This is a genomic window from Faecalibacterium sp. Marseille-Q4896 (genome assembly GCF_017377615.1).
GTDB classification, from domain to species: Bacteria; Bacillota; Clostridia; order Oscillospirales; family Ruminococcaceae; genus Faecalibacterium; species Faecalibacterium taiwanense.
Genome location: NZ_JAFREG010000001.1, coordinates 71,999 through 91,668, shown reverse-complemented (window position 1 = coordinate 91,668; position 19,670 = coordinate 71,999). Strand labels below are relative to the sequence as shown.

Genomic DNA, 19,670 nt, shown 5'->3' with positions numbered 1-19,670 from the left:
CGTTCTGTTCAGCTCCATGCAGTGTCTGCCCGGCTGATGGTGGTGTATGCACCAAAGAAGGCTTTTGCGGCATCCATGCCCACCACGCCGCTGTCTGTGACCGTGGTCTCCGCAGCCAACTGGTCGCTCACACCGCAGATGGCAACCTGATAGGTCTTGCCCGCATCCGGCTGCACCGGGCTCACCAGCACATAGGGGTAGCCCTTGCCGTTGCCGTAGGCATCGTAGCCCGTGGCCAGCAGGTCGTTGATCTGCTGCCCGGTCAGAGTAACGGTCTGGATGGTGCGGTTCCAGCCGGTGGGCAGGATCACCGAAAGGTCGTAATCCGTAATGCCCTTGGCATACAGCTTGGCCGCTACGCCGTGATGGTTCTGATCGGTGGGGTTGCCGGGGATCCATGTGCTCAGCGACACCAGCGCAAGGTCGCTGCCGGTAGCCTGTGCAAAGCAGCGGCCCACCAGCATGGCGCAGTCCTCCTGCGAAAGCTCCTCCGTAACGGTAGTGATGGTATCCGGGGTGTTGTTCACCACACTATCCTGATCCTCGTCCAGCTGACGGATCACATCTTCCATGGTGGCATTGCCCTTCATGAAGTCCAGCATTTTAAGGCCAGTGGTCACGATGGTGTTTTCCCAGCCGGAATAGATAAAGGGCGCGGTGTTGCCTGCATTCAGGGCATCGGCGATGTCGGCATAGTAGGTGCCGTCCGCTTTTGCGTCCTTGAAGGGCAGCAGACTGCTTTTCAGCGCCGTTGCGGGCTGCAGAGCGCTGGTGCCTGCAACGGTGGAAAGCACACGCATCACCTTGAGCGCATCTTCCAGCTTCTGGGGGTCCTGCTCCAGCTTTTTATTCAGACCGTAGAAGCGGTTCACATTCAGCACAAAAACGTTCTGGGTGCCGTCCTCCGAGAGAAACGGCATCAGCCCGTATTTATCGGCGTTGCCGTCTGCCTCCACGATGCCGTTGGTGCCGCCCATCAGAAACAGGGTGTTGCCCTCGGTCATCCTCTGCCGGGTCACATTGTCGTCAAGAGCATCGCCGGTGTCGTTCAGCATCCCGATGTCCTTCCACTTCTGGACATAGGCCATCGCCCGCATCATGCCGGGGGTATTGCTGACATTCGCCTTACCGGACAGATAATCCCGCTGCCACAGCCTGCCGTCCAGTGTGCCGAGGAAATCGGCGTCCGCAATGTTGCACAGATACTGGAAACCATAGCCCGGATACTGGATCTGCGGCAGACAGAGATCGACCTCTGCTTTCTTGGCCTTTGCAGCCAGTTCTTCCAGCTCAGCGAAAGAATTGGGCAGCTCCCAGCCGTATTTTTTCAGCAGGGTCTTGTTGTAGGTGATGCCGTAGCAGTTGTAGGTCGAGGGCAGCAGGTAGATGGCACCGTTGTCGAACACGTCCTGCAGACGGGACTCCACATAGTTATCCGTAAAATCGTAGCCGGAAAGGTCCAGCAGTTTGTCGGAGACCAGATCGATCCGGGGGTCGTAGTAGGTCAAGGTGCAGACGTCCGGCAGGTCGCCCGCCGCAAACATATTCTGCAAACAGGTGGTGGTGTTATCGCCGCTGTAGGGCACGACCTCGATGTTCACTTCCGGGTAAACGCTGTGTACCTGCTCAATAAAGGCTTCTATCTCCTTATAAGGTGCCATAAAGGTGATGGCTTCGTGCACATCGTCTTTTTTAGCCGTTTCGGTCTTACCGCCGCCGCAGGCAGTCAACGCCGCCGTGGCTGCCGTAATGCCGCAGACCTGCAAAAAAGAGCGGCGGGAGATCTTTTTCATCATATAAATTATACCTCCCTCACATTATCGGAAAGTGCAGTAGCGCAGTGCTGCCCTAGCTATTCTTACACATCCCATAGGAATCCACACACCCGCAGCCTGTCCGCATGGGCTTTGCGCCGAGCTTCCATAAAATAACATTATTATTGTACCATTGCAACAAAAGTGTTTCAAGTTGTTTTTGAAGGCTTTTACATACGAAAGTACTTTTTATATCTGATTCTGCCTTTTGCATGGCATAAAATGCAAAACATCCTATTGAGGAAATAATCGTAGATGGTTAGCATGAATGGAAAAAATGTGCAGGCTCATCATCAACACTAAACCACCCAGTGTGAAGAAGAGCTTTTCACATCCGGCGGCTGCGTGGATCAGCTGCTGCCAAAGGCCCTTTTTCTGCATAAACAAGATCCAGCCCATGGAGGCAATGTAGGCCATGCCGACACCGAGATGACTGAGCATTATCTCCATGTTCTACAACACCGGCACCCGGCTGGGGCTCATTCACGAACTGCGGCTCATGCAGTGCTACCTGATGCCGGACGAGACCGCTCTGCGGGAACTATCGGTGGTGGTTATCGAAAAGCTGAAACTGCTGACCGATGCAGAGTTTGCCGAGCTGGAATTTCCACTGGACTGACTTTTGCCGCCTGCGGGCGGCGTACATAAAGTATTTTGTTCTTCCAAAAGATATGCTATAATCAAATCAGACAAAATTCCTCTCTTCAAGCGATTTCTCCGCAATTTTCCTGTGGCTCTGCTCGTATCAAAAATAAGGGACCGATTTTTAATTGTCAGAACGGAGGAACCATTATGGCAATCTTTGAAAAGACCATCCGAAACAAGAATTTTGACAAACTGCTTCGGAAGCTGGAAAATGAAATCCCGGACAGCAGTTGGTCGGCAGATTTAGAGGCAGGCAGTGATTTCAAAGAGGGCGATGCCCGGTGCAGTGTCCGTGTGTTTGAACGGTACAGCATGATGGGCGGCAACCGCTTGAGTCTGACACTGACCATGTTCCAGAATGGAGATAGCCCGATTCGGCTGTCTGCAATTACAGCGGGCGGCAGTCAAGCGGTGTTCTTCAAGGTGAACACCCTCGGAGAAGAATCTTTTCTGGACGATGTAAAGGACCTGCTGGAAGAAATTTTGGAGGAGTAAAATGTTTTTTGGATGGTTTGACGCTATATTCAGCTTCATTTTCCCAATCCTGTTCCTGCTTTTTATTGGAATGTTTTTCTTTGCTCTAATTTCAAATCTCCGCACATGGAACAAAAACAACCACTCGCCGCGGCTTACCGTTCCGGCAACAGTGGTAGCAAAGCGCACCGATGTTTCGCATTCCAGCAGTGCCAATGCCGGAGATATGTCCGGTGCGCACGGATACGACACTAGCACATTTACATCGTACTATGTGACTTTTCAGGTGGAGAGCGGCGACCGGATGGAATTTGAAGTGGACGGAAGCGATTATGGTCTGCTCGTGCAGGGCGACATCGGAAAGCTGAGTTTTCAGGGCACCCGCTATCTTGGGTTTGAGCGGAACTAAGTGTTCTCCTACACTATATAGTAAGGAGTGCTGTATGAACGATTTGTTTATCCAAGGGCTGACCATCGACTGGAACAGAGTTCGCCCATACAATTATGTTCGTCAGATTCCTGCCATCAGTGGAATCGACACTTTTACATTCCATAAGCCCATTACGTTCTTTGTTGGCGAAAATGGAAGTGGAAAATCTACGCTTCTGGAAGCAATCGCTGTTGCTTACGGCTTCAACGCAGAGGGTGGAACGAAGAACTATTCATTTTCCACATACAACTCCCATTCGGAACTATGTGAGGCTATGACGATTTCCAAGGGGTATCGCAGACCAAAGTTCGGGTATTTTCTCCGAGCAGAGAGTTTCTATAATGTAGCCACCAAGGAAATCGACTATTCCGATGACGATCATCCCTCCAAAGGCTATCACCAAAAATCACACGGTGAAAGTTTCCTCGCCATTGCGCAGGACTACATGGGTGCAGATGGAGTCTATATTTTTGACGAGCCGGAAGCCGCTTTATCCCCGCAGCGGCAGCTCACGTTACTGATCAACATTTATCGGTGTGCCCAAGAAGGGGCGCAATTCATTATCGTATCACATTCACCCATTCTCCTCGGAATGCCTGATGCTGAGATTTTTAGCTTCGACAATGGCACGATTCATCCTTGTCAGTATGAAGATACGGACAGCTACGTTATCACCAAAACATTTGTAAATAATCGGCAGCATTTTTTGAACCAGCTTCTGAACGAAGAAACGTAATGCCGGGAAAGGACATTCCATATGAGTGATTCTACGTTGAAAGAGCTTTGGCAGCAGGTCGCTGAAAAGAAAAGCTGCGAAGCAAAACAGAAAGAACTGACCGCCCAGAGAGATACGCTTGCTGATTGCCTGAAAAAGCTGGAAAAATCCAAGCTGGCAGAGCAGGCTGATGTGGACCGTCTGGAGGGACACAGCCTTGCCGCATTTTTCTATCAAGTGATTGGAAAAATGGATGAAAAGCTGGACAAAGAACGGCAGGAAGCCTATGCAGCCCGCGTCAAGTACGATGCGGCTCTCCATGATCTTTCTTCCGTTGATGCCGACTTGAAGCAGATTCAAAATAGACTGGCACGGCTGTCCGATTGCGAAAGGCAGTATCAAGCTGCTCTTTCCGAAAAAATCAAAAGCATCAAAGTCTCTGCCCACCCTGCCGCACAGCAGATTGTGGAAAGCGAAAGCCGCATTGCCGCACTGAAAGTCCAAAAGCGGGAGCTGCTGGAAGCCATCAACGCCGGAAAGACCGCCTTGCACACGGTCAATGAAGTTCTGGAAACGCTGGATAATGCCGAGGGCTGGAGTACATGGGACGTAATGGGCGGCGGTTTGATGGCTGATCTTGCCAAGTATGAGGAACTGGACAATGCACAGGAGCAGGTGGAACAGCTTCAAGTGGAACTGCGGCGGTTCAAAACTGAGCTTGCCGACGTTGAGATCACCGCAGACCTTCAGGTTACGGTGGACAGCTTTCTGAAATTTGCAGATTTCTTCTTTGACGGTCTCTTTGCAGACTGGGCGGTTCTGGATCACATCAATCAGGCACAGAGCAGGGTGGAAAACACCAAGGATCAAATCAAGCGAGTCCTTGCACTTCTGAAAAAGATGCGCGAAGATGTTGATGTCCAAATCGCTGACGAAAAAGAAAAGCAGGAGCAGCTTGCGGTGGAAACTGAGCTGTAGGGTTGGAGAGATTACTTTGTGTGCTCGGCGCAACTCGATCGTTTACCCGCCGAGAGAAAGCAACCGTGACCGCCTGTGCGGAATCATCGACACCATCCTTGCAGAGCAGCCGAAGGACTTTGAAGTTTTTCTTCAAAAGCTGATACAGCAGGGCTACGAGGTGAAGCGTGGCAAGCACACGGCGGCGAAGGGCAAGGAGCAGAAGATCAGCAGTGCCGACGAACTGCGGGAACGAGCAACGGCGGCGACGGAACGCTATCATGCCATGGGCGATTCCATCAAGGCGGCGGAAACGAGGTTGGCCGAAATCGCCGTGCCGCGCTTCGCAAGTTGGTATCCTCCGTCTATCTGGAAAGCGATTTGAACCTTCCATTCGGAAAAAACGGAAAATTCTTATTTCAACTTGGGTATACTCCTGTTGTGTCCGACATGAAGAAAATCGTTCAGAAAACTGCCGCATTGTCTTTTCCCAAATGGGCGTTAGCCGTATGGGATATGGATACTGCAACATTATATATGGTCAAATACGACAGAAGTCATTGATTTTCTTTGTTTATCTGTGATACCATTCGTTACGAGACCAACGGCGTTGCTCTCTTCGCTTATGGTGGAGACTCCGGCACTCAAAGAAACTTTCCGAAAAACACAACGAGGTGACCATTTTTGAAACGTCGAACTTTTCTTGTTTGCACCGCTGCACTTTTTTGCAGTGCGTTTCTGGCAGTGGGCTGCACTCAAAAAACCTCTCAGCCCGTCCTTCAGCAAATTGAATACTCCAATTTGGCAGATTCGGATACACAAGCTCTTCTTTCCAAACTTTTGCAGGATGCCGGCGTATCCGACCTACGGATACAGACCTTCTTTGATCATGTGCAAAAGTTCAACAATGCTGTGGACCCGGCATGGCTCACCACAGGGTTTGAAAATGCCAAGCCTTCGGATCTGAAATACGATCCTTACTCCATGCAGGACGCATGGACGGAAAAATATGACACCTTCCCCGGCTGGAACTGTCGGATTACCGCTTGTGGGCTGTTTGGTGATTTTATCACTGTCACGGGCAAGGCAGACCTTGACTCAGCCGAGGACACCCTGTTTATGGACTATGAAACACTGGATTCTGACCCGGAATCCCTTTGCGGCGACGAACGGCAAAAGTTTGATGCGCTGTTCGCCCCGGTTAAAACCACCAATACGACCGATATTCCTACCCATTTGAAAACGATTCAGCAGGAATGGAAGAAACGCGGTCTCTCCTTCGTAGAAGATGATAAGATTCGTCTTGTCTCCGTAGTCCTACACGATCAGTTCTCTGAAACGGACAATTCTCTTATGATCGGTCATGTCGGTGTTATGCTTCCCACATCGGATGCGGTATATTTTGTCGAAAAGGTCGCTTTTCAGGAGCCGTATCGCTTGTTGAAGTTCAAAAATCGGACCGAGTTGAGCGATTATCTGATGCTGAAATACGACAACTCGTGGGGACAGGATACCGCCCACACCTTTATTATGGAAAATTCAGACCTGATGGACGGCTGGCGCATTCTTGACGAACAGAAAGACGCAAGCTAAAAGCATCGCATTCGTTGGGAGCCGTCCAATCTGACAGATCATTCGCCCTCTGATACCAAAAAGACGCTGCAACCTCTTACCCAGAGGCGGCAGCGTCCTTTTTATATCGGAATATTTTGTTCGCAGGGGAACTCCGGGCTTATGACAGAGTATGTATAATGTGCAGAGCCATATCAGCATTTTCTTTGTCCACAAACACCTCTGTGACATACCTCGGTTTTATGCCGAGAGTTCCAATTCTCGCTTGGTCAAATGTGTTATGCCGATTGACATCTTTGGATTTGCAATAGAATTTAATTCCAGCTGCCGCCAACGCATCCGTGATGCGATTGCATTGGTAAGGGTCAGAAACTGTTGCAACTAGCGATTTGAAAAAATGCTCCAACATAAAGAGACCTCCTTGTATACACTCTAATCTCGTACAAAGCCATCCGGCACATAATGGTCGCTGTATCCATTCGGGAGCTGTTCCAACGGTTCGCCGTCAACTTGATATGTCAGGTACATCTCAACAGGCAGGAACTTCTGAATCAAGGAATCTTTCTCATTTTTCAGTAGATTCTTCCAGATTCTTTCGGTACTGTGCCGGACTGACACCATACTCTTTCTTGAATACCCGGCTAAAATAGAGTGGGTTATCATACCCTACGATCTCTGCAATTTCTCCAATATTGTATTCGGTGTTCTCCAATAAGCTTTGTGCATTTACCATCCGAAGGGACAGGATGTATTGTGCAGGGCTTATTTTCATGTACAGCTTAAAATTACGGATAAACCAGTTCGTACTGATATGCAGCGATTCTGCGTAATCGTCCACACTGACCTTTGTGTTATAGTTCTCGTTAAAGTAGGCAACGGCGGTTTCGATTTCTTCCGGGATGCTTGTAGTTGTTTTCTCGCTTTCCTGCTGTTGCCTGCTTACTAAAAGCAGAATGATGTTGAAGAGAGAAGCAATATAGTCTTCATAGCCATATTCACATTGTTGCAGTTCCCGGATGATCTTTCGGAACAGCATTTTGTAATCCGGCAGTGTGCCGCTGTAAAAAACGTGCTTGTCCAAGGGTATTCCGTGATAGTTCAGGATGTTTTTGACATCGTATCCTGTAAAGTGAATCCAGAACACCTCTGGATGATCTTCTACATAGTAGACATACTTCTGGATTTCTTTCGGCTGATAAAGCACCATGTGTCCAGAAGTCACCACTTCCTCGACACCATCGAACCAGAAGTGTGCTTTACCAGATGCCACATAGAGGATTTGATAGTCTCTGCGACCCTTTGCCCAAAAAGTAGGTAGCTTAGGGCGTTTTTTCAAGCGATAAGTGCCGCAGCTGCCTACGACCAGCGGCTTTGAGTAGTCTTTGAAATCCAAACGGGAGTTGTTCAAATATCCTGAGTTGAAATACATCCCTGCGTCCTCCTCATCTTCAGAGATTTTACAGCGATTTGGTAAATGTTCTATCAAAAAATTACAAACTCTTTGATTTTGTGCATATTCTGTTCCATCTTGTCTATATCTTTTCGTTCCATTAGATTCTATAATATTTTCAGACGGAACGCAAGAGATTTGGGCAACTTGCGTAATGAGAATTCCAGTCTGAAGTGCGCAGCAGATTGGTCGCGCCCACACAAAACAAGCAAGATGGGAGAAAGCACAATGACTGAAAAACGTTATCTAAAGTGGTATAATAAAGTCGGCTATGGTTCAGGCGATATTGCAGGCAACGTGGTGTATGCATTCCTGTCCTCCTTCGTCATGATCTATCTGACCAACACCGTTGGCCTGAACCCCGGTATTGTCGGCACTCTGATTGCAGTTTCCAAACTGCTGGACGGTGTGACGGACATTTTCTTTGGTTCTTTGATTGACAAAACGCATTCTAAGATGGGCAAAGCCCGTCCTTGGATGCTGTACGGCTACATTGGCTGTGCCATTACGCTGGTGGCAATTTTCGCCATCCCGACCAATCTGGGACAGTTTGCACAGTACGCATGGTTCCTGATCGCATATACTCTGCTGAACGCTGTATTCTACACTGCCAACAACATTGCTTACTCTGCACTGACTGCTCTCGTCACGAAGAACAGTGCCGAACAGGTCGAGATGGGTTCTTGGCGTTTCATGTTCGCCTTTGCCACCAGCCTGCTCATCCAGTCCATCACGCTGGGTGCTGTTACGGCATTGGGCGGTGGTGCTGCCGGTTGGCGCACTGTTGCAATCATCTACGCCATCATCGGTCTGCTTGTCAACACCCTCTCCGTTTTCTCCGTGAAGGAACTGCCGGAAGGCGAATTGGTGGATACCACCAACAAAAAGGAAATCGAGCAGGACGAAAAGTACAATCTGGTTCAGGCTGCAAAGCTGCTTGCTGGTAACAAATATTATATGATGATTTGCGTCACCTACATTTTGCAGCAGATCTACGGTGCCATGATCAGCATGGGCACCTACTATGCAACCTACATCCTTGGCAACCAGAATCTGTTCGGTGTATTCTCTTGGGCAATCAACATTCCTCTGATCATCGCACTGGTGTTCACCCCGACCTTGGTTGCAAAGTGGAATGGAATGTATAAGCTGAATGTAATGAGCTATACTCTGGCAACGATTTCTCGTGCACTGGTTGCTGTAGCTGGTTACATGGGCAGCGGCAATGTGACTTTGATGCTGCTCTTTACTGCAATCGCAGCTCTGGGTCAGGGTCCTTGGCAGGGCGACATGAACGCCGTGATCGCAGCCTGCTCTGAGTACACTTGGCTGACGAAGCACAAGCGTGTGGACGGAACGATGTACTCCTGCACTTCTCTGGGCGTAAAACTTGGCGGCGGCCTTGGCACCGCTATCACCGGCTGGCTGCTGGCAGCAAGCCATTTTGACAGCGCTCTGACCGTTCAGCCTGATTCCTGCATCAATATGCTGAAGATCATGTATCTGGTGATCCCGTTTGCTCTGGATGCCATCATCACCTTCATTCTGTCTCATCTGAAAGTTGAAGAAGCAAATGAAAAACTGCGTGAAGCAGTCTGATAACAAGCCATTATCATTTCTCCTTCATCTGCTGTTCCCCGGAGGAATCCAGCGATTCCTCCGGGGAGGCTGGAGAAATATTATAAAATTATAAAAGGTAAATGAGGAAATACTATGGCTGCATTTGATTTTGCAAAAGTAAAAGACCCCACCTTTTTCAAGGAAAACGTGCTGAATGCTCATGCAAGTTTCCGTACTTACGCTTCCCGCGAAGAATATCGGACAGGCTCCTCTTCTTTGGCGCTGAAGCTGGACGGTATCTGGAAATTCGCCTACGCAAAGAACTACACCAGTGCCATCCCCGGCTTTGAAAAGACGGATTACGATTGCAGCGGCTGGGATGACATTCATGTTCCGGCACACATCCAGATGGAGGGCTACGACATTCCCCAGTACGCGAATATTCAGTATCCGTGGGATGGCCGTGAAGAAGTACAGCCGGGTGAGATCCCGCAGCGGTTCAATCCGGTGGCAAGCTATGTAAAATACTTCGAGCTGCCGGAATCCATGCAGGGCAAGCCCGTCCACATCGAGTTCGAGGGTGTGGAAAGCGGCATGGCTCTTTGGCTGAACGGGTCTTATGTGGGTTACACCGAGGACAGCTTCTCCGCACACGCATTCGATCTGACTCCCTATCTCCAGCCGGGCGTGAACAAACTTGCTGTGCAGGTGTTCAAGTGGACTTCCTCCAGCTGGTGCGAAGATCAGGACTTCTTCCGCTTCTCCGGCATCTTCCGCAGCGTGTGGCTGTACGCCATCCCCACCGTGCATCTGGAAGATGTATCCGTCAAAGCGCTGTTTGCCGGGGATGATTTTACTCATTCCACGCTGGAAGTTGCATTGCAGGTGGAGGGAAAGGGCGCGGCCCGTCTGACCCTGCGCCGCAGTGAGCTGGAAGTGTTCTCCGAAGAAATCGCACTGAACGGCGGTTCTGCTCTGTTCAGCCATGCGGTGGAGAACCCCCACCTGTGGAGTGCAGAGGACCCGGCTCTGTATGAACTGGAAATCGAGCTGCTGGACGATGCAGGCCATCTGGTAGAGGTGACCGGGCAGAAAATCGGTTTCCGCAAGTTCGAGTTGAAGAACAATCGGATGCTGCTCAACGGCAAGCGCATCGTGTTCAAGGGTGCCAACCGTCATGAGTTCAGCTCCATTACGGGTCGTGCTGCGGGCGTACACACCCATGAGGAACTGCTTCGGGATATCATCACCATGAAGCAGAACAACATCAATGCCATCCGTACCAGCCATTACCAGAATCAGGATGCACTGTACGACCTGTGCGACGAGTATGGTCTGTATCTGATTGCAGAGAACAATCTGGAATCCCATGGCACATGGGATATTCATCAGGCTGGCATTCGCGGCATCGAGGGCGTTTTGCCCAATGATAAGCCGGAGTGGAAAGCTGTCTTGTTTGACCGTATGAATTCCACTTACCAGCGTGACAAAAACCATCCTGCTGTTCTGATCTGGTCTCTGGGCAACGAATCGTTTGGTGGTGAGACCCTGCTCCAGATGGCAGAGATGGTCCGCCGCTTTGATGACACCCGTCTGGTGCATTACGAAGGTGTGGTCAATGATCCCCGCTTCCTCGAAACCACCGATATCGAGAGCCATATGTACAGCACTGTGAAGGACATTAAAGAGTATCTGGCACAGGGCGATAAGCGGCCTTATATCGAGTGCGAATATTCTCATGCTATGGGCAACTCCAACGGTGCTTTGCACAAGTACACGGAACTTGCCGACCAGAAGAACTGCGGCTATCAGGGCGGCTTTATCTGGGATTATATCGACCAGTCCATCTGGAAAAAAGACCGCTACGGCAAGTGGTTCCAAGCCTACGGCGGCGACTTCGGTGAGCGTCCTACCGACTATAATTTCAGCGGAAACGGCATTGCCTACGGTGGTGACCGTGCTCCTTCTCCCAAGATGCAGGAGGTCAAGTTCTGCTATCAGAACATCGCCATTTCCATCGACAACTCTGGCTTCGAAGTCTGGAATAAGAACCTGTTCACCTCTACGGATGCTTTCGACTGCGTTGCTCTGCTGCATCGTGATGGAAAGCTGTATCAGCAGCAGAAACTGACCAATATTGATGTTGCTCCCGAAGAGCGTTCCAGCTTCCCGCTGCCGTTTGTGGTTCCTGCGCTCCCCGGTGAATATGCAGTGACCATCAGCTTCCGTTTGAAGGAGGACACCAGCTGGGCAAAGAAAGGCCACGAAGTCGCCTTTGGACAGGGTGTGATCGCTGTGGTTCGTTCCATTCCCAGCAAGAAGGTCACGCCGTTTACCGTCATGCACGGCACCCACAACATCGGTGTCCGGGGTGAAAATTTCGATGTTTTGTTCTCCGATCTGAACGGCGGCCTGACTTCCTACCGCTATGCCGGCAAGGAGATGATTCAGGAGATTCCCCGTCCCAACTTCTGGCGCGCTCCCACCGACAACGACTGCGGCAACAACATGGGCGGCGTTCGCGGTCAGTGGAAGCTGGCAAGCCTGTACGCTACCGCCAAGGGTGTCGGCAAGGAGATTCCGTCTGTTCATGGCGGCACCATCCTCCAGAACCCCACCTGCGAGGTGGAAACCGACAGCGTGGTCGTGACCTATCTCTATAACCTCCAGACCAGCCCCGCAGCAGAGTGCAGCTTACAGTACCGTGTGTTCGGTGATGGCCGCATCCAGACCACCCTGCACTATGACCCGGTGGAAGGACTTGCAGCAATGCCGGAGTTCGGCGTACTGTTCAAGATCGACGCTGACTACGACACGGTGGAGTGGTACGGAAACGGCCCTGCGGAGACCTACTGGGATCGTCAGCATGGTGCAAAGCTGGGCATTTACCAGAACAAGGTCGCAGACAACATGGCACAGTACCTTGTGCCGCAGGAGTGCGGTGCAAAGACCGCTGTGCGCTGGGCAAAGGTAGTGGACCGCAAGGGTCGCGGGCTGCTGTTTACCGCAGATGCCGCAAAGCCCATGTTCTTCTCTGCGCTGCCCTACACTCCCCATGAAATGGAGAGTGCCAAGCATCCCTACGAGCTGCCCCCGGTCCATTACACGGTCATCCGTGCTATGGGCGAGCAGATGGGCGTTGGCGGCGATGACAGCTGGGGCGCCAATGTCCACCCGGAGTATATTCCTGATGTGACCAAGCCTGTGGAGTTCACCTTTACGTTCCGTGGCATCTGATGATTGCCCGCAAATGAGGTGTTCTCTGTGAAAAAAGCGAAAGATCAGCCTGAATCTGAACCAGCCGAACTAGCATCCCTTGTTGGAGAACGAATCAGAAAGATCCGCAAAGAAGAGGGGTTAAGCCTAGAGCTTTTTGCTTTAAGCCATCAATGAGCCACCAGCCGCAAGTGCAGGGTGGAAAACTTCCGCGCCCTTGCGCCTGATAAAAATTGGAACTTTGATTTTCTCGCCCGACTTTGCCACGGTGGGACGATCAAAGGAGCGTGCGTTTGAACAAAAAGAAAAAGTCCATAAATACTTCCCCTTATCCCGATGAAGTCATTGACCGTCTGGCGCGGGCATTCTACCCGGCCATCCTTGTCTGCTGGAACAGCGCGGAAGGCCAGCGGTCACTTGTCGGGGCGGAGGCCCCTCCATCTTGCTAACGCAAGACCGTTCGGTCGCTTAAAAGCCCCACTGGGGCTTTCATTGCTCCGCTGCGCTGCGAAAACGCGAGCTTGCCTATGGCAGGCAGAGCAGGCTCATCATGCAAACAACGAAAAACAGGAAGTTCCCGCTTGCTGGGTATTCGTAAAACAGTTTTCGAGAAATGACACGGCAACTGCCTGTCAGGATTGGTTACGAGTACCCGGCTAGGCCGAGGAAGCACCAAGTCCCATGTCCGCACCGTCAAGGTGTTGGGCATGGGGCTTTTGCATTTCAGGAATGTGTACGCCTCTGGCAAGGTGTAACACACTAGACTTTGTACCAAAGTCGTGTGCCAAGGGTGTGCTGCACCCCTTGGAATCCCTGCTCACATCGCCTGTGGGCGATGTGGATTCGCCGCACAGAAAGCTCTCACAAAGGTGCACCGGGCTGTCTGCGGCGAGGAAAAGGCACTTCTGCGGAAGTGTAATAACCCACTATGACGCTTTCATCCCTGCGGTCTGCAAAGTGTAGTGGGCTCTCCGAGGGGGAACGGCTGTATAGAGTGCGTTTCGGGCAAATCGCTACGTACGTGCGTACAGGGTTCTGGTACGTATGTACGCAGTAAATCGGCCAAATTCTCCTATATAGGGGTATTCTTTCATTGGAGAATATGGTATACTTGGTTTGGCCCAGTAAATCGGAATTTGTAAAGGAGATGTACAACATGAAGAAAGTTTGCTTAGTGGTTTTGCCGGCTTTAACAATAGTGTTAGAATCGCTGCCTTTGGGAGCAGTTTGCATTTTTGCAACATCTCCAACAGAAAGAGTAAAAGAAACATTCTCATACTTTAGCCTTACACCGTTTGGCTATGCAAATTTTGCCCCACTTATTACAGCCATACTTACCGTTGCCATCTTCTTGCTTTCATTGTTTTCATTGAAGAAGAACAGTGTTCTCAAAGCATTGTTTGTCCTTTCAATTATTACAGTAGTTGTTTCTCTTTTGCCGTTGATGTATGGTTTAAACTACTACACCTTTGTAGGAGCCTTTATAACGGTAACACTTGTAATAGAAAGTATTTTGGCTAAGATTCAACAAAAAATAAAGTGACAGCTTCCAGCCTTTTAAACAGAAAGCTAATTTCCTATTTAGCGGAGAACAAATAGAGCAAAAAATCGGAATCCAACAAGGGCAAAGCAAATGGAGCAGATCATCAATTATAGAGACATACCTACAGATAAAAGAACTGATATTCTAAACGCTCTTGCGCAAATAGGTTTTATTCCAGCATACGGCGGAGTGAAAACAATGCAGCGAATTATGGAAAAATCGGTTCCGGGTTCAGGACCTCAATTCTATTTTGTTTTTCGCGAAGAAAAGTTGATAGGGTACAATTTTCTCATTGGTGACACTAAAAGATATAAGGCATTCCCATGGCTCGCTATTAGTAATGCAGATGAGCAGAAAATGGTTGTTTGTGAAGAAATGATGGGAATGCAGGTTGCTTTTTTCGAGAAACTTGGAATGAAGAATATAGCAGACCATTGTGTTAGGCTTATGGAAAATTACAGAAAAGGAATTGGAAAACGAGAAGAAAGTGGTAGCAGATAAATTCCAGTTTGCCGTACTTGTTTCTAGCAGGGTTTGGGGCAGGCACGCCCCAACAAGAAGCTGTCCAAAGGGGCAGGAAATTTTCAGGAATTGAAAATTTGTGGCCACGGGACGATTCTTGCTCTCACGAAAACCCATACTTTTTGAAAAAACGCTTTTCGCAGCCAAAGGAGGATGCACCATGAAAAAAGAGATCGAAGCCTTTGTCAACGCAGCCAACGAGCAGGAGTTGGAAGCCGCATGGAATAACCTCTCGGCAGAGGAACAGCAGATTTTCGAGCAGCTCATGGAGGAAGACTCACCCGAAGATGCACTGGCATTTTTCGCCCAGCTGTATGACGATACCCCGAAGGAGCAGGCCAGCGAAACCGTGAGCATCTCCGAAAATGAAATCTATTTCAAGCGGAAGCCCTTGACCGAAGAGCAGAAGAAACACAGCTCTTATGTGGACGAGAACGGCAACCTCCATGTCAAGAACCTGTCCGCTTTCTGGATTCCAGAACTGACCACCACGGAGAAAGTCGGTCACACCACCTACACCGTGACCGGCAGCTATGAGGGCAAGGAATCCTTTTTGAAGAAGCTGGAGCGCATTGTTGCCAAGAACGCCCAGCAAAAATTTGAAGATGAGGGTGCAGACGAATGACAACTGCGCCTAATTCTGCTATACTTGACCCGTTAACCAATCCTGTACTGACAGTTGCTCCACAGAGTAAGGAGGACACAACAATGTCTGGAGCAACGAATAAGATCACCGCACTTTACTGCCGACTGTCGCAAGAGGACGCACGGCTCGGCGAAAGCCTGTCCATTGAGAACCAGAAGGCTATCCTTCTGGAATACGCCAAAAAGAACCACTTCCCGAACCCAGTGTTCTTTGTGGATGATGGCTACTCCGGCACGAACTATGACCGCCCCGGCTTTCAGAGTATGCTGGTCGAGATCGAAGCAGGGCGTGTAGGAATCGTTATCACGAAAGACCTGTCCCGACTGGGGCGTAACTCTGCCTTGACGGGTCTGTACACAAACTTTACCTTTCCCCAGTATGGCGTTCGCTACATTGCCATTAACGACAATTACGACACCATTGACCCGAACAGCGTGAACAACGATTTTGCGGGTATTAAGAACTGGTTCAACGAGTTTTACGCCCGCGATACCAGCCGCAAGATTCGGGCTGTCCAGAAGGCCAAGGGAGAGCGTGGAGTGCCGCTGACGGTCAATGTTCCGTACGGCTATGTAAAAGACCCGGAAAACCCGAAGCATTGGCTTGTTGACCCGGAAGCGGCTGCGATTGTGAAGCGCATCTTCTCCATGTGCATGGAGGGACGTGGCCCGACCCAAATTGCAAACCAACTGTGGGTGGACAAAGTTCTGACTCCCACCGCCTACAAGCTGAGCCATGGCCGGAGTACAAACGCACCTGCCCCGGAAGACCCTTACCGCTGGGATAAAAGAGCAGTAAGTTTGATTCTGGAACGCCGGGAGTACACTGGCTGCACAGTCAACTTCAAGACCTATACTAACTCTATCTGGGATAAAAAGAGACATCTGAATCCTGTGGAAAATCAGGCTATCTTCCCAGATACACATGAGCGCATTATTGACGATGATGTGTTTGAAAAGGTTCAAGAGATTCGTAACCAGCGTCACCGCATGACCCGGACAGGCAAGAGCAGCATTTTCTCCGGTATGGTCTACTGCGCTGACTGCGGTTCCAAGATGCAATATGGTTCGTCCAATAACAGGGACTTCAGTCAAGACTTCTTTGATTGCTCTCTGCACAAGAAGAACGGGAGCAAGTGCAAGGGACACTTCATCCGGGTAAAGGTTCTGGAAGGACGTGTGCTGAGCCATGTTCAGCGGGTGACGGACTACATTCTCCGTCATGAGGACTACTTCCGCAAGGTCATGGAGGAGCAGCTTCGGGTGGAAAGCACCGAAAAGCTGACCGTCCTGAAGAAGCAGCTTGCCCGGAATGAGAAGCGGATTGCAGACCTCAAACGGCTGTTCATGAAAATCTACGAGGACAACGCCAGCGGAAAGCTGAGCGATGAACGTTTTGACATGATGAGCCAGAGCTACGATGCCGAACAGAAGCATCTAGAAGAGGAAGCTCTCTCTATCCAACAGGAAATCGAAGTACAGGAACAGCAAATCGAAAATATTGAAAAATTCGTCCAGAAAGCACACAAGTACGTTCATATTGAAGAGCTCACCCCCTATGCTCTCCGTGAACTGGTGTCGGCTATCTATGTAGATGCCCCGGATAAGTCCAGCGGAAAGCGGGTGCAGCACATCCATATCAAGTACGACGGGCTGGGGTACATCCCTCTGGATGAACTGGAAGCAAAAGAAAAGGCGTGACCGAAGTCACGCCAAATCTTCCCCATTTAGGGAACTTTTGCAAATACTGTTTTATGGGAACTCTGCTCTGGGGAACTCCCTGTTGTACATATCGCTATCGTCTGTAGCTTTTGGCAGGGTGCGTCCGGGTGGACGCACCCTGTTTTTGTTTCATCGTGGTTGGGTGTACATCAAACCGCATCACCGCAACTCCTTATAGGTTTCTTCCGGCACCGGCTCGCACCACTCGTTAGAGGTGCCTTCGCCGGGTACTTCCACTGCCAGATGAGAGAACCAGCAATCGGGTGCAGCACCGTGCCAGTGCTTGACCTCCGGGGGAATGTTCACCACATCGCCCGGATGCAGCTCCAGCGGCGCCTTGCCCCATTCCTGATAGTAGCCCCGGCCTGCCACGCAGATAAGGATCTGCCCGCCACCCTTTGCGGCATGGTGGATGTGCCAGTTGTTCCGGCAGCTCGGCTCAAAGGTGACGTTGTAAATGCCAACCTGTGCGGTGGACAAGGGTGCCAGATAGCTTTTTCCGCTGAAATATTGTGCAAAACCGTCGTTGGATGCACCGATGGGGAACACCATTTCACTCTGGTGCTTTGCCTTGGCATCCTCTGCAGCGTCCTCTGCCCAGACTTCCTTGGCCATGCGGAAAGCCGCCCACGCTTTGGGCCAACCTACATAAAACGCCGCATGGGTCAGGATCTCTGCAATCTCAGTCCGGGTAATACCATTGTTTTTTGCTGCCGTCAGGTGATACTGAAATGAGGAGTCCGTCAGTCCCTGCGCCATCAGTGCTATCACCGTCACAAGGCTGCGGTCCCGGAGGGAGAGTTTATCCTCTCGGCTCCACACCTGCCCGAATAGTACTTCATCGTTAAGTTCCGCAAATTTGGGCGCAAATTCGCCCAGAGCATCCCGCCCTGCTGTCTGTTTCACTGCCATTATACGTTCCTCCCCATCTCGTAAGCCTGTGCCATTGCAGAGGTGTTTCGCACCGCACCCGGCTCATAGACACCGCCCGCTACAAGGACTCCCTTTTCCACGGCTCCTTCCACGCAGTCTGCATAGCCCCGGAAGCAGGCCAGCGTAGTGTCCGCAGAGGCTTTTTCCTCGTCTGCCATGGTGGTGATGTAGTAAAATTCCTTGTCTTTGACCTCAAGCCACCGTGCCACGGTACGGTCGATTACTGCCTTCAACTGGGCACTGATGGAGTAGAAGTATACCGGGCTTGCCAGCACAATGACATCGGCATCGATCATCTTTTGCAGGATGTCTGCCATATCATCCTTGTGGACGCAGGCTCCGCCGTGGGTGCTGCAGTAGTAGCAGCCGGAACAGGGAGCTACCTTTTTCTCAGCGACCCGGATCTTTTCTGCTTTGTGCCCGGCATCCTGCGCTCCACGCAGAAATTCATCGCATAGAATATCAGAGTTACCGCCCTTCCGGGGACTGCCAGACAAAATCAATACCTTCTTGCTCATAGGAACCTCCTTGACAGCGGAGTGCATCCGCATTATGATGTTGATAAAGTTTGATTTTATCATACAACTTAAAGCGCACTTTAAGTCAAGGGCTTTTTGAAAAAACGGAGGTTTCAGATGATCTATACCGTAGGTGAAATGGCACAAAAGCTGGACGTACCTGCCTCCACCCTGCGCTACTACGACAAAGAAGGGTTACTTCCCTTTGTGGAGCGTTCCTCCGGCGGCATTCGGATGTTCCGGGAAAACGACTTCGAGTGGCTGCAGGTCATCCGCTGCATGAAAAAAGCCGGAATGTCCATCAAGGATATCCGGCAGTATATTGAGCTTTCCATGCAGGGAGACGACACCATTGACACCCGGCTGGAAATGTTCCGGCATCAGCGCGAGGTGCTCACCCAGCAAATCCAGCAGTTACAGCACACACTAGAAACTGTGGAATACAAGTGCTGGTTCTATGAAGCCGCCAAAGCCGCTGGGACAGTGGATGTCCCCGGTGCGATGACCGATGCGGACGTGCCGGAGCAGTTCCGTGCCATCCGACAGGAGCTGCGGGGACAGAAGATGCCGAATCCGGGATATTCCGGTGCCGCTGAATGTTCGCCCGTGTGCCATCAAGCTGCGGGATACCACCGACCAGTTCATCTGGGAAAGCCCCAAGACCGGCTTGCCCTGCAACCCCACCCATTTCCGAGATGTGTTCCGCAAATCTCTGGAAGAAGCGGGCGATGTCCGCTTGCTCACACCGCACAGCTGCCGCCACACCTATGTGTCGCAGATGCAGGCGTTGGGCGTGGACATCCAGACCATCCAGAGCATCGTAGGCCATGCCGACACCGAGATGACTGAGCATTATCTCCATGTTCAGGAATCCATTCGGCAGAGTGCGATCCAGTTGTTCAGTGAGGCGTTTTCGGCCTGAAAATTGGACGGAACGTCACTAATTAGACCAGA

Annotated in this window: 20 protein-coding genes and 3 pseudogenes; 16 read left to right on the top strand and 7 right to left on the bottom strand. The window is 50.7% G+C overall.

All coding sequences use genetic code 11. The features are described from left to right. Window positions 1–8: 8 nt before the first annotated feature. The gene (locus J3348_RS00400) at window positions 9–1,796 is read right to left on the bottom strand and encodes an extracellular solute-binding protein (RefSeq protein WP_207698033.1); all 1,788 of its coding nucleotides are present in this window, start codon (window positions 1,794–1,796) and stop codon (window positions 9–11) included. A 252-nt stretch (window positions 1,797–2,048) separates the two neighbouring features. Further along, window positions 2,049–2,264 carry a hypothetical protein gene (locus tag J3348_RS00395; RefSeq protein ID WP_173015221.1) on the bottom strand — a complete coding sequence of 72 codons (216 nt, stop codon included), beginning with the start codon at window positions 2,262–2,264 and terminating at the stop codon, window positions 2,049–2,051. Here J3348_RS00395 and J3348_RS00390 point away from each other — a divergent pair. The 7 genes and pseudogenes from J3348_RS00390 (at window position 2,263) to J3348_RS00360 (ending at window position 6,628) form a co-directional block, all read left to right on the top strand. Next, entirely contained in the window at window positions 2,263–2,433 is a 171-nt protein-coding gene (locus tag J3348_RS00390; protein ID WP_207698032.1) for a transposon-transfer assisting family protein, read from the top strand. The genes J3348_RS00395 and J3348_RS00390 overlap by 2 nt on opposite strands. Window positions 2,434–2,606: 173 nt before the next feature. Then, complete coding sequence (locus tag J3348_RS00385; protein ID WP_005921745.1) at window positions 2,607–2,954, top strand: DUF6054 family protein; 348 nt, start codon at window positions 2,607–2,609, stop codon at window positions 2,952–2,954. Window position 2,955: 1 nt separating this feature from the next. Further along, window positions 2,956–3,342, top strand: a complete 387-nt coding sequence (locus tag J3348_RS00380) for a DUF2500 domain-containing protein (RefSeq protein ID WP_005921746.1) — start codon at window positions 2,956–2,958, stop codon at window positions 3,340–3,342. Between the two features lie 34 nt (window positions 3,343–3,376). Then, window positions 3,377–4,099: an AAA family ATPase gene (locus tag J3348_RS00375; RefSeq protein ID WP_005921747.1), complete on the top strand. Its 723-nt coding sequence runs from the start codon at window positions 3,377–3,379 to the stop codon at window positions 4,097–4,099. Between the two features lie 21 nt (window positions 4,100–4,120). Beyond that, window positions 4,121–5,056 (top strand): hypothetical protein, encoded by a 936-nt coding sequence (locus J3348_RS00370; protein WP_207698031.1) that lies wholly within the window; start codon window positions 4,121–4,123, stop codon window positions 5,054–5,056. A 40-nt stretch (window positions 5,057–5,096) separates the two neighbouring features. Next, window positions 5,097–5,372: pseudogene (locus J3348_RS00365) on the top strand (relaxase); the annotation flags it as partial. A gap of 347 nt (window positions 5,373–5,719) precedes the next feature. Beyond that, window positions 5,720–6,628: a DUF4300 family protein gene (locus tag J3348_RS00360; protein WP_242702814.1), complete on the top strand. Its 909-nt coding sequence runs from the start codon at window positions 5,720–5,722 to the stop codon at window positions 6,626–6,628. 139 nt (window positions 6,629–6,767) lie between these two features. Here J3348_RS00360 and J3348_RS00355 read toward each other — a convergent pair whose 3' ends face one another. From J3348_RS00355 to J3348_RS00350, 3 genes and pseudogenes are all read right to left on the bottom strand, one after another. Beyond that, window positions 6,768–7,016 (bottom strand): hypothetical protein, encoded by a 249-nt coding sequence (locus tag J3348_RS00355; protein WP_055192190.1) that lies wholly within the window; start codon window positions 7,014–7,016, stop codon window positions 6,768–6,770. 26 nt (window positions 7,017–7,042) lie between these two features. Beyond that, window positions 7,043–7,165 (bottom strand): annotated as a pseudogene (locus J3348_RS14440) (Tat pathway signal sequence); the annotation flags it as partial. 7 nt (window positions 7,166–7,172) lie between these two features. Continuing rightward, on the bottom strand, window positions 7,173–8,036 hold the full coding sequence (locus tag J3348_RS00350) for an AraC family transcriptional regulator (protein ID WP_207698030.1): 864 nt from the start codon (window positions 8,034–8,036) through the stop codon (window positions 7,173–7,175). A gap of 249 nt (window positions 8,037–8,285) precedes the next feature. Between J3348_RS00350 and J3348_RS00345 the strand changes: the two genes are divergently transcribed. The 7 genes from J3348_RS00345 (at window position 8,286) to J3348_RS00320 (ending at window position 17,244) form a co-directional block, all read left to right on the top strand. Beyond that, window positions 8,286–9,656, top strand: a complete 1,371-nt coding sequence (locus J3348_RS00345; protein ID WP_044953639.1) for a glycoside-pentoside-hexuronide (GPH):cation symporter — start codon at window positions 8,286–8,288, stop codon at window positions 9,654–9,656. 114 nt (window positions 9,657–9,770) lie between these two features. Then, complete coding sequence (locus tag J3348_RS00340; protein WP_207698029.1) at window positions 9,771–12,854, top strand: glycoside hydrolase family 2 TIM barrel-domain containing protein; 3,084 nt, start codon at window positions 9,771–9,773, stop codon at window positions 12,852–12,854. Between the two features lie 27 nt (window positions 12,855–12,881). Continuing rightward, a complete protein-coding gene (locus J3348_RS14340; RefSeq protein WP_275541411.1) occupies window positions 12,882–13,010 on the top strand; it encodes a hypothetical protein in 129 nt (42 codons plus the stop codon). 979 nt (window positions 13,011–13,989) lie between these two features. After that, the gene (locus tag J3348_RS00335) at window positions 13,990–14,376 is read left to right on the top strand and encodes a hypothetical protein (protein ID WP_242702813.1); all 387 of its coding nucleotides are present in this window, start codon (window positions 13,990–13,992) and stop codon (window positions 14,374–14,376) included. Between the two features lie 90 nt (window positions 14,377–14,466). Next, on the top strand, window positions 14,467–14,877 hold the full coding sequence (locus J3348_RS00330) for a hypothetical protein (RefSeq protein ID WP_149794255.1): 411 nt from the start codon (window positions 14,467–14,469) through the stop codon (window positions 14,875–14,877). Window positions 14,878–15,058: 181 nt separating this feature from the next. Then, window positions 15,059–15,523, top strand: coding sequence for a hypothetical protein (locus J3348_RS00325; protein ID WP_207698028.1), 465 nt, complete (start codon window positions 15,059–15,061; stop codon window positions 15,521–15,523). 83 nt (window positions 15,524–15,606) lie between these two features. After that, window positions 15,607–17,244, top strand: coding sequence for a recombinase family protein (locus tag J3348_RS00320; RefSeq protein ID WP_242702812.1), 1,638 nt, complete (start codon window positions 15,607–15,609; stop codon window positions 17,242–17,244). 180 nt (window positions 17,245–17,424) lie between these two features. Here J3348_RS00320 and J3348_RS00315 read toward each other — a convergent pair whose 3' ends face one another. Continuing rightward, entirely contained in the window at window positions 17,425–18,177 is a 753-nt protein-coding gene (locus tag J3348_RS00315; RefSeq protein WP_207698026.1) for a carboxymuconolactone decarboxylase family protein, read from the bottom strand. Further along, the gene (locus tag J3348_RS00310) at window positions 18,177–18,716 is read right to left on the bottom strand and encodes a flavodoxin family protein (RefSeq protein WP_207698025.1); all 540 of its coding nucleotides are present in this window, start codon (window positions 18,714–18,716) and stop codon (window positions 18,177–18,179) included. Before J3348_RS00310 ends, J3348_RS00315 begins: the two co-directional genes overlap by 1 nt. A gap of 117 nt (window positions 18,717–18,833) precedes the next feature. Here J3348_RS00310 and J3348_RS14435 point away from each other — a divergent pair. Then, a pseudogene (locus tag J3348_RS14435) lies at window positions 18,834–19,088 on the top strand (MerR family transcriptional regulator); the annotation flags it as partial. A 214-nt stretch (window positions 19,089–19,302) separates the two neighbouring features. Further along, the gene (locus tag J3348_RS00300) at window positions 19,303–19,638 is read left to right on the top strand and encodes a tyrosine-type recombinase/integrase (protein WP_347565337.1); all 336 of its coding nucleotides are present in this window, start codon (window positions 19,303–19,305) and stop codon (window positions 19,636–19,638) included. The last annotated feature ends 32 nt before the right edge of the window (window positions 19,639–19,670 follow it).